Source organism: Mesorhizobium sp. M0960 (assembly GCF_040319055.1).
Classification (GTDB): domain Bacteria; phylum Pseudomonadota; class Alphaproteobacteria; order Rhizobiales; family Rhizobiaceae; genus Mesorhizobium.
This window is the reverse complement of record NZ_JAMYNN010000001.1, coordinates 777,626-791,104: the sequence shown is the minus strand read 5'-3', so window position 1 is coordinate 791,104 and position 13,479 is coordinate 777,626. Positions and strand designations below refer to the sequence as shown.

12 protein-coding genes and 1 tRNA gene are annotated in these 13,479 nt (G+C 63.5%); 7 read left to right on the top strand and 6 right to left on the bottom strand.

Annotated features, from left to right (window positions below; genetic code table 11):
- Window positions 1-18: 18 nt before the first annotated feature.
- The 3 genes from folE to NKH63_RS03940 all read left to right on the top strand — a co-directional run bounded on the left by folE (window position 19) and on the right by NKH63_RS03940 (window position 2,218).
- Complete coding sequence (gene folE / locus NKH63_RS03950; protein WP_352482163.1) at window positions 19-681, top strand: GTP cyclohydrolase I FolE; 663 nt, start codon at window positions 19-21, stop codon at window positions 679-681.
- A 10-nt stretch (window positions 682-691) separates the two neighbouring features.
- On the top strand, window positions 692-1,162 hold the full coding sequence (gene hisI, locus NKH63_RS03945; protein ID WP_352482161.1) for a phosphoribosyl-AMP cyclohydrolase: 471 nt from the start codon (window positions 692-694) through the stop codon (window positions 1,160-1,162).
- A gap of 84 nt (window positions 1,163-1,246) precedes the next feature.
- On the top strand, window positions 1,247-2,218 hold the full coding sequence (locus NKH63_RS03940; protein ID WP_352482159.1) for a patatin family protein: 972 nt from the start codon (window positions 1,247-1,249) through the stop codon (window positions 2,216-2,218).
- Window positions 2,219-2,238: 20 nt separating this feature from the next.
- On the opposite strand, the gene recJ is transcribed toward NKH63_RS03940, so the two are convergent.
- The 5 genes from recJ to NKH63_RS03915 all read right to left on the bottom strand — a co-directional run bounded on the left by recJ (window position 2,239) and on the right by NKH63_RS03915 (window position 8,212).
- Complete coding sequence (recJ, locus tag NKH63_RS03935) at window positions 2,239-4,023, bottom strand: single-stranded-DNA-specific exonuclease RecJ (RefSeq protein ID WP_352482157.1); 1,785 nt, start codon at window positions 4,021-4,023, stop codon at window positions 2,239-2,241.
- Between the two features lie 60 nt (window positions 4,024-4,083).
- Window positions 4,084-5,067, bottom strand: a complete 984-nt coding sequence (glpX, locus tag NKH63_RS03930; protein ID WP_023720150.1) for a class II fructose-bisphosphatase — start codon at window positions 5,065-5,067, stop codon at window positions 4,084-4,086.
- A gap of 199 nt (window positions 5,068-5,266) precedes the next feature.
- Window positions 5,267-6,580 carry a homoserine dehydrogenase gene (locus NKH63_RS03925; RefSeq protein ID WP_352482155.1) on the bottom strand — a complete coding sequence of 438 codons (1,314 nt, stop codon included), beginning with the start codon at window positions 6,578-6,580 and terminating at the stop codon, window positions 5,267-5,269.
- Window positions 6,581-6,621: 41 nt separating this feature from the next.
- A complete protein-coding gene (locus NKH63_RS03920; RefSeq protein WP_352466981.1) occupies window positions 6,622-7,839 on the bottom strand; it encodes an LL-diaminopimelate aminotransferase in 1,218 nt (405 codons plus the stop codon).
- A 40-nt stretch (window positions 7,840-7,879) separates the two neighbouring features.
- Window positions 7,880-8,212: a hypothetical protein gene (locus tag NKH63_RS03915; RefSeq protein ID WP_352482154.1), complete on the bottom strand. Its 333-nt coding sequence runs from the start codon at window positions 8,210-8,212 to the stop codon at window positions 7,880-7,882.
- 151 nt (window positions 8,213-8,363) lie between these two features.
- Between NKH63_RS03915 and NKH63_RS03910 the strand changes: the two genes are divergently transcribed.
- The 3 genes from NKH63_RS03910 (at window position 8,364) to NKH63_RS03900 (ending at window position 11,904) form a co-directional block, all read left to right on the top strand.
- Window positions 8,364-10,199, top strand: a complete 1,836-nt coding sequence (locus NKH63_RS03910; RefSeq protein WP_352917643.1) for a PHA/PHB synthase family protein — start codon at window positions 8,364-8,366, stop codon at window positions 10,197-10,199.
- 270 nt (window positions 10,200-10,469) lie between these two features.
- The gene (locus tag NKH63_RS03905; protein WP_352917642.1) at window positions 10,470-11,657 is read left to right on the top strand and encodes a YcbK family protein; all 1,188 of its coding nucleotides are present in this window, start codon (window positions 10,470-10,472) and stop codon (window positions 11,655-11,657) included.
- Window positions 11,658-11,829: 172 nt separating this feature from the next.
- Window positions 11,830-11,904: transfer RNA gene (locus NKH63_RS03900), tRNA-Glu, on the top strand.
- A 121-nt stretch (window positions 11,905-12,025) separates the two neighbouring features.
- Here NKH63_RS03900 and NKH63_RS03895 read toward each other — a convergent pair.
- Window positions 12,026-12,322: a DUF982 domain-containing protein gene (locus NKH63_RS03895; protein ID WP_023678889.1), complete on the bottom strand. Its 297-nt coding sequence runs from the start codon at window positions 12,320-12,322 to the stop codon at window positions 12,026-12,028.
- A 300-nt stretch (window positions 12,323-12,622) separates the two neighbouring features.
- On the opposite strand from NKH63_RS03895, the gene map reads away from it, so the two are divergent.
- The gene (map, locus tag NKH63_RS03890; protein ID WP_352482152.1) at window positions 12,623-13,450 is read left to right on the top strand and encodes a type I methionyl aminopeptidase; all 828 of its coding nucleotides are present in this window, start codon (window positions 12,623-12,625) and stop codon (window positions 13,448-13,450) included.
- The last annotated feature ends 29 nt before the right edge of the window (window positions 13,451-13,479 follow it).

Here is a 13,479-nt window from a genome sequence, read left to right as displayed (position 1 = left end):
ACTACGGGAGACGCCTTTATGGACGCCGTTATCAAGAAACTCATGCCGCAGTCGGCCTATATGGAAAAGCCGGTCACCGACCGGCCGAGTGAGGCCGAAGTCGAAGCCGCGGTGCGCACCTTGTTGCGCTGGACCGGCGACAATCCTGAGCGCGAGGGCCTGATCGACACGCCGAAGCGCGTCACCAAGGCGTTCCGCGAAATGTTCAACGGCTACGATATGTGCCCGGCCGAGGAGCTTGGCCGCACGTTCGAGGAAGTCGCCGGCTATGACGACCTCGTCATAGTCAAGGACATCACGTTCCACTCGCATTGCGAGCATCACATGGTGCCGATCATCGGTAAGGCGCATGTCGGCTATCTGCCTGACGGCAAGGTTGTCGGCCTGTCCAAGATCGCCCGCGTCGTCGACATCTTTGCCCACCGCCTGCAGACCCAGGAAGCGATGACCGCGCAGATTGCCGGCGTCATCCAGGACGTGCTCAATCCGCGCGGCGTCGCCGTCATGCTCGAGGCCGAGCATATGTGCATGGCCATGCGCGGCATCCGCAAACAGGGCTCCACCACGCTGACCTCGACCTTCACCGGCGTCTTCAAGGATACACCTGAAGAGCAGGTCCGCTTCGTCACCATGGTGCGCGGCGGCGGAACTGATCAGACCCGCGCCGCCCTCGCTAAATAGGGACCGGCGAATGTCGGCATTGGAATTCCCGAAAGCTCCATCTGACAAGAAGGCACTCGAGGAAGGCACCGTCCTTTCACCGCGCTTCGACGCCGGCGGCCTCGTCACTGTCGTCGTCACCGATGCCGAAAACGGCATGCTGCTGATGGTCGCGCATATGAATGCCGAGGCGCTGGCGCTGACACTCGAGACCGGCATCGCGCACTACTGGTCGCGTTCGCGCAACGCGCTGTGGAAGAAGGGCGAAACCTCGGGCAATGTCCAGCAGGTCGTCGAGATGCTCACGGATTGTGACCAGGACGCGATATGGTTGCGCGTCAAAGTGCTGGGTCACGAAGCAACTTGTCACACCGGCCGACGTTCATGCTTTTATCGGACGGTGGGGCTGAGCGATGGCAAAGGGACGCTTGCCAACGACGGCAGCAAGCCGCTGTTCGATGCGGAAAAAACGTATCGAAAGCCCAAAACACCATCAGTATGAACCATTCGCAGCACTTCAGCCACGTATATTCATGATTTCGATACGGCCCGCCTGTAGGATGACCGTGGGACAAGGGAGATTGTGATGCTCGACTGGGCGTCATTGCGCAACAGACCTGACGTTCGGGAGGCCAATGGCCTCTCCTCGGCCGCAGGCGCATCCGAAACCAAATCTCCAGGTAAAACAGGGATCTCGCTGGCATTGGGCGGCGGCTGTGCGCGCGGCTGGGCGCATATCGGCGTGCTGCGCGCGCTTGACGAAGCCGGCATCGAAGTGTCGATGATCGCCGGCACCTCGATCGGCGCGCTGGTCGGCGGCTGCTATGTTGCCGGCAAACTTGACGAGCTGGAAGAATTCGCGCGCAGCCTGACCAGGCGGCGCATTTTTGGCCTTCTCGACCTCAATCTACGCGGCAGCGGCCTGTTCGGTGGCATGAAGCTCGATGCACGGCTGCGCGAGCACATAGCCGGCATCCGCTTCGAGGACCTGCCAAAACCGTTCGTCTGCGTCGCTGCCGAAATCCGCACCGGCCATGAAATCTGGCTGTCGAGCGGCTCGTTGAGTACCGCCATGCGCGCCTCCTACGCGCTGCCCGGCGTGTTCGAGCCGGTCGCCTGCAACGGGCGCGTGCTGGTCGACGGCGCACTGGTCAATCCGGTGCCGGTCTCGGTCTGCCGTGCCTACGAGCAGCCGCTCGTGGTTGCGGTGAACCTTCACTACGATCTGTTCGGCCGCGCCGCGGTGATCAAGCACAGCGCAGGCGAGCTGATCGTCGAGAGAGACGCGCCAAGGGGTGGCCACGCCGATCCCGAACGTCAGTCGCGCGAGACGCGGCTCGGCATCACCGGCGTCATGGTCGAAGCCTTCAACATCATCCAGGACCGCATTTCGCGCGCCAGGCTGGCCGGCGACCCGCCGGACATGTCGCTGCAGCCGAAGCTCAGCCATATCGGCCTGACCGAATTCCACCGCGCCGACGAAGCGATCCGTATCGGCTACCAGGCAACGATGGCGCAAATCGGCGAACTGACCCGGCTGCAGACCGTCCTCGCTTAGGCCGAGCGGTCAGCGAGCTCTCAGGCAAGCGCCGCGTCGACGATACGAAACTGCACCGTGCGGTTGCCGTTCCAGTGATTGCCCGACAATGAGCCGGCGACGTGCACCGGTTTGCCCCTGTTCTTGAACAGGAATTCGCCAAGCGCAGTATCGACGGCGCGAAAGGCGATCGCCTGGATGCGGCCGCCGCTTTCCGACTGCAGGTCGGCGCGGATATGGTTGGTGCCGACCGCCCGCGCATCAACCAGCCGGTGACGCGGCAGCGCGAACACCGGCGCGACATGCCCGGCGCCGAACGGCCCTGCCCGCTCAAGCGCATCGAGCAGCGCAAGCGTCGCGCCCTCGGCGGCAAGCGCGCCGTCGATCGCCAGGCTCTCCTCGCCTTGCAGCCGGAACACATCCACCGCAGCGCGCTCTTCGAAAAAAGCCCGGAGCGCGCCGAGCTTCGCCCGCTCGACGGTGATGCCTGCCGCCATTCCGTGGCCGCCGCCCTTGACGATCAGCCCGGCATCGGCAGCCTCGCGCACCAGCCGGCCGAGGTCGAAGCCCGACACCGAACGGCCTGACCCCGTACCGACGCCATTGGCGTTGAAGGCGATGGCAAAAGCCGGCCGTCTTGCATGGTCCTTGAGCCGCGAGGCAAGCAGGCCGACAATGCCCGGATGCCAGTTGCTGCTGGCTGTGACCACGATGGCCGGACCATTGCCGCCGGCAAGCTCGGCGTCGGCCTCTGAGCGCGCCGCGGCCAGCATCTCCTGCTCCATCGACTGCCGCTCCTGGTTGAGCCGGTCGAGCGTCTCGGCGATGGTGCGGGCCTCGACCGGGTCGTCGGTTGCAAGCAGGCGGCTGCCAAGTGCTGCGTCGCCGATGCGCCCGCCGGCGTTGATGCGCGGACCGATCAGAAAGGCCAGATGGAAAGTGCTGATCGGCTCGCCGATACGCGAGACCCGCGCCAGTGCCGCCAGCCCTTCGTTCCTCTGCTGCCGCGCCACCTGTAGCCCCTTGACCACGAAGGCCCGGTTGATGCCGGTGAGCGGCACCACGTCGCAGACGGTGCCCAGCGCCACCAGGTCGAGCAGGCCAAGCAGGTCGGGCGCTGCGGCATCCGGCAGCCGGCTGCGCAGGATCTTCGCCGTCTGTACCAGGCACAGGAAGACGACGCCGGCGGCGCAAAGATGGCCTTGCCCGGAAAGATCGTCCTCGCGATTAGGATTGACGACCGCAGCCGCCGCCGGCAACGGCCCGCCGACCTGATGGTGATCGAGCACCACGACGTCGGCGCCGGCGGCCTTCGCCGCGTCGATGGAAGCAGCACTGTTGGTGCCGCAATCGACGGTGACGATCAGCGTCGCGCCGCGCGAGACGAGTTCGCGCATCGCTTCCGGATTGGGGCCGTAACCCTCGAAGATGCGGTCCGGTATGTAGATCTCCGACGGCACCGAGAAATGTGCGAAAAAGCGCTTGAGCAGCGCCGATGAGGCGGCGCCGTCGACATCGTAGTCGCCAAAGATCGCCACCTTTTCCCTTGCCGTCACCGCCTGGGCGATGCGAGAGGCCGCCTTGTCCATGTCGGTCAGCGATGCCGGGTCGGGCAGCAGGTTGCGGATGGTCGGATCCAGGAACCGCTCGGTCTGCTCGGCAGTGACGCCGCGCCCGGCCAGCACGCGTGCCACGATGTCGGGCACGCCATAACCTTGCGCGATGGCGAGCGCAGCCATGTCCTGACGCTCGGTCAGTCGGTGTTCCCAGGAAACGCCGGTGGCCGACTGCCTGACATCTAGGAAAAAGCGTCTTTCCCCCGTCACGTGACGCGCCGTCTGCAATTTGTCATTGCGCACAATATGCAACGGCTAACTGAGTCGAAATCAAAACTTTTCCAGATCCTGGTGCCTGGCCTTGATTTCGCGCACGGTTCGCGACGACGAGCGCAGCACGATCGTGTGCGTGGTGATGAAATTGCGGCCGAACTTGACGCCGGCCAGCATATTGCCGTCGGTGACGCCGGTCGCGGCAAACAGCACGTCGCCGCGTGCCATGTCTTGCGTGTGGTAGATCCGTTTCGGGTTGGAGATCCCCATCTTCGCCGCGCGCGCCAGCTTTTCCGGCGTGTCAAGGATCAGCCTGCCCTGCATCTGGCCGCCGGTGCAGCGCAAGGCCGCCGCCGCCAGCACGCCCTCCGGCGCACCGCCGGTGCCGAGATAGATGTCGATGCCGGTTTCGTCCGGGTCGGTGGTGTGGATGACGCCGGCGACATCACCGTCGCCGATCAGCCGGATCGCGGCGCCTGTCGCCCGCACGGCTTCGATCAAGGCGCCATGGCGCGGCCGGTCGAGGATACAGGCGGTGATCTCTGCCACCGGAACGCCCTTGGCCCTGGCCAGGCTGGCAATATTTTCGGCCGGCGAGGCATCGATGTCGATGATGCCATCGGCATAGCCCGGGCCGATGGCGATCTTGTCCATATAGACGTCCGGCGCGAACAGAAGGCTGCCTTTTTCGGCAATGGCGATGACGGCCAACGCATTGGGCAGGTTCTTGGCGCAGATCGTCGTGCCTTCGAGCGGATCGAGCGCGATGTCGACAGCCGGGCCTTTGCCTGTACCGACCTCCTCGCCGATATAGAGCATCGGCGCCTCGTCGCGCTCGCCCTCGCCGATCACCACCGTGCCGTTGATGGCGAGACGATTAAGCTCCTGGCGCATGGCGTCGACCGCGACCTGATCGGCGGCTTTCTCGTCGCCGCGTCCGCGCAATCTGGCGGCCGCGACCGCGGCGCGTTCGGTGACGCGCACCAATTCCATGGTCAGTATCCGGTCGAGGCCGGCGACAATGTTCTGGGCCACATTCATCGATGGATAATCCTCGTTGGCACTTTGTTTCTATGCATGTCGTTGTCCCAAAACCGCCGCACACTTTTGGGCGACATGCATTAGCCTCCCGCCAGAGACGCGCTTCTTGTGTCAAAGCCTCGTGACAACAGCAAGACCTGCGCTGGACCTTTTTGAAAGCGCAGCAATATCAATCGATTAAAGGCAAAACTTGAGACTGCTATCCGGCCCGCTCGATGCGGATGACTTGCGGCTTGTCGGTCAGAAGGCTGTCCCTGGTGATGCCGTCGACGGCCTTGCGCACCGCCGCCTCGGTCGTCTCGTGGGTGACCAGGATGACTGTCTTCTGTGCCTCGGTTTCCGGCCCTGCGGCATGTTGCACGATCGATTCCAGCGAAATGTCGTTGTCGGCCATGCGTTTGGCGATCGCGGCGAAAACGCCGAGGCGGTCGTGCACGGTCAGCCGGATGAAATAACCGCCGGCATGGCTGCGCATCTGCGCCTTTTTGTAGGGCTTCAATTCCTTCGCCGGCCGGCCGAAGACCGGGCCATGCTGGAAGCCAGGCCGGCTCTTGGCAATGTCGGCAATGTCGCCGATCACCGCCGAAGCGGTGGCGTTGCCGCCGGCACCGGGGCCGGAAAGCAGCAATTCGCCGAGGATGTCGGTTTCGATCGCGACCGCATTGGTGACACCGTGCACCTGCGCGATGACCGAGGCCGTCGGCACCATGGTCGGGTGAACGCGCTGCTCGATACCGCTTTCGGTGCGTTGGGCGACGCCAAGCAGCTTGATCCGGTAGCCGAGATCGCCGGCCGCGCGGATATCGGCCTGGCTGATGTTGGAGATGCCCTCCATGTAGATGTCATTGGCCGCAATCCTCGTGCCGAAGGCAAGGCTGGTCAGGATCGACAGCTTGTGCGCGGTGTCGTGGCCCTCGATGTCGAAGGTCGGGTCGGCTTCGGCATAGCCCAGCCGCTGGGCGTCCTTCAGGCAGGCATCAAAGGACAGGCCCTCGGCTTCCATGCGCGTCAAAATATAATTGCAGGTGCCGTTGAGGATGCCGAAGACGCGGGTCACCGAATTGCCGGCCATCGCCTCGCGCATCGTCTTGATGACCGGAATGCCGCCGGCCACCGCCGCTTCGTAGTTGAGCAGCACGCCCCTCTTTTCCGCGATCTCGGCCAGTGACACGCCGTGCTTGGCAAGCAGTGCCTTGTTGGCGGTGACGACATGGCGGCCGGCCTCGAGCGCCGCCTTCACCGAGGATCGTGCCGCGCCCTCGTCGCCGCCGATCAGTTCGACGAATACATCGATCTCGGCGGTCTGGGCCATCTTGACGGCGTCGTCGAACCACAGTGCTGTGCCAAAATCAACGCCGCGGTCGCGTTTGGGATCGCGGGCCGAGACCGCTGACACGACGATCTCGCGGCCGCACTGCCGCGTCAGTTCCGCCGCCTTGTCGCGCAGCACGCGAGCCACCGACGCACCGACGGTGCCGAGGCCGGCAATTCCAACACGCAACGCTTCAGCCATGTCCGGCGACGCCCCATTCGGTCGATTGATGTGTAGAAAACTCAGCGATGCGCGGCGAGCGGTACGACGTTATTCGGCTGCTTGGCGCTGGATGCGAGGAAGCGCTTGATGTTGCGCGCTGCCTGACGGATCCGGTGCTCGTTTTCGACCAGCGCGATGCGCACGTGATCGTCGCCATGCTCGCCGAAGCCGACGCCCGGCGCCACCGCGACGTCGGCGTGCTCGATCAGGAGCTTGGAGAATTCGAGCGAGCCGAGGTGCTTGAACGGCTCCGGGATCGGCGCCCAGGCGAACATCGACGCCGCCGGTGCGGGAATGGTCCAGCCGGCACGGCTGAAGGCGTCGACCATGACATCGCGGCGTTTGCGGTAGACGTCGCGCACTTCGGCGATATCGGCTCCGTCGCCGTTGAGTGCATGCGCGGCCGCCACCTGGATCGGCGTGAAGGCGCCGTAGTCGAGATAGGATTTCACCCGCGTCAGCGCCGAGATCAGCCTTTCATTGCCGACGGCAAAACCCATGCGCCAGCCCGGCATCGAAAAGGTCTTCGACATCGAGGTGAACTCGACTGCGACGTCGATGGCGCCCGGCACCTGCAGCACCGAAGGCGGCGGATTGCCGTCGAAATAGATCTCGGAATAGGCAAGGTCCGACAGGATGATGATGTCGTTCTTCCGGGCGAAAGCCACCACCTCCTTGTAGAAATCGAGCGAGGCGACCAGTGCCGTCGGGTTGGACGGATAATTGAGAATCAGCGCCAGCGGCTTCGGGATCGAATGGCGGATGCCGCGCTCCAGTGCCGGGATGAAACCGTCGTCCGGTTCGGCCTGCAGCGAGCGGATGACGCCGCCCGACATGATGAAGCCGAAGGCGTGGATCGGATAGGTCGGATTGGGGCACAGGATCACATCGCCGGGGGCGGTGATCGCCTGCGCCATATTGGCAAAACCCTCCTTCGAGCCGAGCGTCGCCACCACCTGGCTGTCCGGGTCGAGCTTCACGCCGAAACGGCGGGCATAATAATTGGCCTGGGCACGGCGCAGGCCCGGAATGCCGCGCGACGACGAATAGCGGTGCGTGCGCGGATCACGCACTACCTCGCAGAGTTTGTCGACGATGGCCTTGGGCGTCGGCAGGTCCGGATTGCCCATGCCAAGGTCGATGATGTCGGCGCCACGCGAGCGGGCACTGGCCTTCAGCCGGTTGACCTGTTCGAAGACATAGGGCGGAAGCCGGCGGACCTTGTGAAATTCTTCCATGGCAGTTCCAGACAGTGAGGTTGCGGTCGCGCGTATAAGCTTATTTGCAATTAGGGTCGAGAGCGGGGTCGCATTTGCCTTCGATCTGCTTCAGCGCCTCGGCGCCGTGTTTTTTTGCCAGCTGGTCCAGCGCAGCCTGGTCCGCGACCTTGACGCCGCCGCCCTTCGCGGCCTGGCCCTGCTCCTCGGCCTTCAGCTGGGCGAGCTTGGCGTTCTTTTCCTCGTCGGTGAATTGCTCGGCCGCCACCTGCGGCGGGATGTTCAGGTTCGGGTAGGAACCGGTGTCCTTCGCCCCGACAAGGCCGGTGGCGGGCGCTGCACCTTCTATGTTGCTGCTCGTGCAACCGGCCATCGCCAGCAGGACGAGCGCCATGCGGCAAAAACGACCAGTGCCGGAAAAAACGTTCTTGCCAATATTAATCGTCATATTGTTTTCCTGGCGGCCGGGTTAGAGCACGTTGGACCCTGTCAGATATCCCATGGTAATATGTCAACAAAACGCTTCGGGAGGAACCCCGCGAACCATGTCCAAAACACCCGATTCGGGCAAAGCGGAAGATGACCAACCTTCGACCGTCGAGCAATATCTGGTTAAGGACCCGGAACGCTTTGCTCTGAACATGGCCCGCATGATCGAGCAGGCCGGCAAGGCCGCCTCGGCATGGGCCGAGCCGCGGGAAAAGGGCGAGGTGCGCGATCATGTCGCCGAGCCGGTCGTCGACATGGTGAAGACGTTCTCCAAACTCACCGAATACTGGCTCTCCGACCCGCAGCGCGCGCTGGAGGCACAGACACGATTGTTTTCCGGCTATATGGCCGTCTGGGCCAATGCCGTTCAGCGCATCGGCGCCGGTGCCGAGGAGACCGAGGATGCGGTCAAGCCCGAGCGCGGCGACAAGCGTTTCCAGGACCCGGAATGGGGCCGCAACGCCTTTTTCGATTTCCTCAAACAGGCGTATCTCGTCACCTCGCGCTGGGCGGCCGAACTGGTCGAGCACGCCGACGGTCTGGACGAGCACACCCGCCACAAGGCCAGCTTTTATGTCAGGCAGGTGTCCAACGCCATCTCGCCGTCGAATTTCATCCTGACCAATCCGGAATTGTTTCGCGAGACCGTCGCCTCGAACGGCGAAAACCTGGTGCGCGGCATGAAAATGCTGGCCGAGGACATTGCCGCAGGCAAGGGTGACCTGAAGCTGCGGCAGGCGGATTATTCACCCTTCGAGATCGGCAAGAATCTCGCCACCACGCCCGGCAAGGTGGTCGGCCGCAGCGACGTCGCCGAAATCCTGCAATACGAGCCGGCGACCGAGACCGTGCTCAAGCGGCCGCTGCTGATCTGCCCGCCATGGATCAATAAATACTACATCCTCGACCTCAACCCGCAAAAATCCTTCATCCGCTGGGCGGTCGAGCAAGGCCACACGGTCTTCGTCATCTCCTGGATCAATCCGGACGAGCGGCACGGCGCCAAGAGCTGGGAGGCCTATATCAGGGAGGGCCTGCAATACGGCCTCGACACGATTGAAAAGGCCACCGGCGAAAGGCAAGTCAACGCCATCGGATATTGCGTCGGCGGCACGCTGTTGGCGGCAGCGCTGGCCTTGATGGCGCAGGAAGGCGACCACCGCATCAAATCGGCGACCTTCTTCACCACGCAGGTCGATTTCACCTATGCCGGCGACTTGAAAGTGTTCGTGGACGAGGAGCAAGTCGCGGCCGTTGAAAAGGCAATGAGCGAAAAAGGCTATCTCGACGGCACCAAGATGGCGACTGCTTTCAACATGCTGCGCTCGGGCGACCTGATCTGGCCCTATGTCGTCAACAATTACATGCGCGGCAAGGATCCCCTGCCCTTCGACCTGCTCTACTGGAACGCCGATTCGACCCGCATGGGCGCTGCCAACCATTCCTTCTACCTGCGCAATTGCTATCTCGAGAACAGGCTTTCGCAAGGCATGATGGAGTTGGCGGGCCGCACGGTTTCGCTGAAGGATGTCACCATCCCTGTCTACAACCTCGCCTCGAAGGAGGATCACATCGCGCCGGCGCTGTCGGTGTTCCTCGGCTCGAAATATTTCGGCGGCGAGGTCGACTACGTCGTGGCCGGCTCCGGCCACATCGCCGGCGTCGTCAATCCGCCGGCGGCGCAGAAATACCACTACTGGACCGGCGGCAAGCCGGCTGGGGACTTCGACCAGTGGTTCGCCGGGGCCACTGACCATCCCGGCTCCTGGTGGCCGCACTGGCAGCGCTGGATCGAAGCCAGGGACAATACCCGCGTACCGGCCCGCAAACCGGGCGAGCATATGCAAGTTCTAGGCGAAGCCCCCGGCACCTATGTCAAGATGCGTGTGTAACCATCTGTAATGTGTGGTGAGTTGACGCGCCGCCAAAAGCGGGCGAAATGGTGTCGTCAACCCTGAGCAGCCTTGATTCATCCTCTAGCCGCCAAATTACTTTGAGGCTTGCAGATTTGACACAGGTCTCGTTTCCGGTTCGGGGAACAAGGGTCATTTCGACGAGACGTTTCGACGCCGCGCCAATGACGAACCGGTCGGATATCGAGGGGGAATTTTGTTTTGAGATCAGCAGGATCGCGCCTCGCGAAGGGAGAAAGCCGCGCCATTGTGGCGGCGCTTTTCTCGGTGCTTCTGGCGTCCTGCACCTCTGCCGGCGACCCGACCATGTCGGTCGGCATGCCAGGCTATAATGCCTCGGCCACCGAAATCAGCACGGCCGCCGGTGCGCCCCAGGCCAGCACGGCCGCCTCATCGTCGCAGATGACAACCGCACAAATGACGATGAATGCAGAGGGCGACGCCAACCTTCCCGAGCAGGTCGCCTATGTGCCAATGGCCAAGCCAGGGGCCAAGTCCGATGCCGGCTTCCCGATCGCCGTTCCCACGGCGGCCGAGACGATCGCGGGACATTCGCCGCAACCGCTGCAACCAAACGCCGAGGCGGCTGAACAGGCCAACGCTGTTGCGCAGAACAGTGCCGCCGCCGATGCCGGCGCATCGAAGCCCGATGCCAAGGCCGCCGCGCCGGCGATGAACAACCCGGTCTATGTGACCGCCGGCGAGATGCCGCAGCCACAGGCCTATGCACCGAAGAAAAACTTCCTGGCCTCGCTGTTCAGCGCTACGCCTGCTTCGGCGGCATCGCCGGCCAACAGCAGATCGGGCGGGCAGCCAGCGGTCTTGCAGGCCAAGGCGACGCCCGCGGCAAAGCCCACCGTCACCCTGGCCTCGGCCAACCCGGCTGAAAAGCCGGTGCAGTTGGCATCGGCCGGCGATACCAGCCACTTCACGGCCGATGCGCTGCCCGGCGTGCGCCAGACGGCACTGTTCGAGATCAAGCGCAAATCCGGCCTCGACGACGAGAGTGATGTCGACCTCAACGAAGACGAAGGTTCGGGTGGCGCCTACCAGGTCGCCTCCGCCGCCGGCCTCGCCCGGCTGGCACCCAACGGTCTCCTGAAACAGAACGAAAGCGTCGATGTCGCCTGCTTGAAGCCGTCGCTGGTTCGCGTGCTGAAGACGATCGAAGGCCACTACGGCCGCAAGATGACGGTTACCTCCGGCTATCGCGATCCGGCCCGCAACCGTCGCGCCAACGGTGCCAAGAACTCGCTGCACATGTACTGCGCCGCCGCCGACATCCAGGTTCCCGGCGTCTCAAAATGGGAACTGGCGAGCTATATCCGCACCATGCCGGGCCGCGGCGGCGTCGGCACCTACTGCCACACCGAATCCGTCCACGTCGATGTCGGACCGGAGCGCGACTGGAACTGGCGCTGCCGCAGGCGCGGCTAGGGCGAGGTTCTTCCGCCACTGAAGGCCCTTCGGCGGCGTTGCATCATGCCGCAAAAACCAGCTTGGCTGTCGGAAAGACGCGGTTTGGAGCCAAAGGAAAAAAGTTGTCGCAGCCGGCAGCAGACGGGTTGCCGGTTTGTCGCGACGCAACTATAAGCGCTCACATCTGAGCGCGCCCATCGTCTAGCGGTCAGGACACCGCCCTTTCACGGCGGTAACAGGGGTTCGATTCCCCTTGGGCGTACCAGAGACCTCAAGTACTTAGCACATGCCATCGCTAACGCGCTGCGTAACCTTGCCGGACCACCACTCTGATGAGGATGTCGGCAAAGGCTGCCAGACAAATTGAAGATTATGTCGACGGCTCCCTACGCCCGCAGTCCCCTCGCCTCGCCGCCGCGCTTGCGCGGAACCATCATGTCCCTGGCCAGCAGGCCGCTCACCCGGCAAAAGGCCATGAAGGCCCGCCATGCGTCCTCGGTCTCGACGATGTCCACCGTGGCACCAAAACAGGCGTTGAACGCGGCCTGGTAGGTTGGCCCCTTCCGGCGGACCGGCCACGTTTGCAGGAAATCGAGCGCCTGCTCGACACTGTAGATTTCCTCGACCGGCTGGCCGGGCACAGGCGCGATCCGCACCGGCACCTCGAATTGCAGTCTGTCCATGCGATCTCTCCCGAACCGACGCCCCCGCAGCGACGCCGTTCGTTGCAAAAAGTTGCCGTAGCGGCTTAGTGCTTGGGCCGACTTCTCGCCTAGAAATGTGTCGTCACTGCGGTAGCCAATGAACCCGGCGAAGCATGGGCCGCTCCAGGCAAGGAGAATGCCTCAGGCGTGAATATATCGCTGGTCTTCGGCCGTTCGCCGGCAGTTCGTCCTTGAACCTTGCGCTTTCCAGTGCCAAATCTGGGGAGATTTCTCTCGCCGAGGCTCATCCAGCCTCGCATCTCTGCAAGACGGATAAAAATGGTCACCTATCTCGACGCCGCCGCGGCACCGCTCAGAAACACCGGCCAGATCCGTCTTTACGACGAGGAAGGCTTTATCGGCATGCGCAAGGCTTGCGATCTCACCGCGCGCTGCCTCGACGACCTGGTGACGATGGTGGCGCCCGGCGTCACCACCGAGGCGATCGATCGTTTCGTTTTCGAATTTGGCATGGACCATGGCGCGCTTCCGGCGACGCTCAACTACCGCGGCTACACGAAATCATCCTGCACCTCGATCAACCACGTCGTCTGTCACGGCATACCCGATAACAAGCCGTTGAAGGACGGCGACATCGTCAACATCGACGTCACCTATATCCTCGACGGCTGGCATGGCGACTCCTCGCGCATGTATCCAGTGGGCACGATCAAGCGTGCCGCGGAGCGGCTACTCGAAGTCACGTATGAGTGCCTGATGCGCGGCATCGCGGCAATCAAGCCGGGCGCCCGCACCGGCGCCATCGGCGCCGCCATCCAGACCTACGCCGAAGCCGAGCGTTGCTCGGTGGTGCGCGATTTCTGCGGCCATGGGGTCGGCCGGCTGTTTCACGACGCGCCGAATATCCTGCATTACGGCAGCGCCAGCGAAGGCGTCGAGATGCGGCCGGGCATGATCTTCACCGTCGAGCCGATGATCAATCTCGGCCGGCCGCATGTGAAAGTGCTGTCGGACGGCTGGACCGCGGTGACGCGCGATCGTTCGCTGTCGGCGCAGTACGAGCACACGATCGGCGTCACCGAAACCGGCTGCGAGATCTTCACGCTATCGCCAAAAAACCTCGACCGCCCCGGCCTGCGGGCCTAGTGTCTGGCAGATCGGGCGTTACCTTGCCC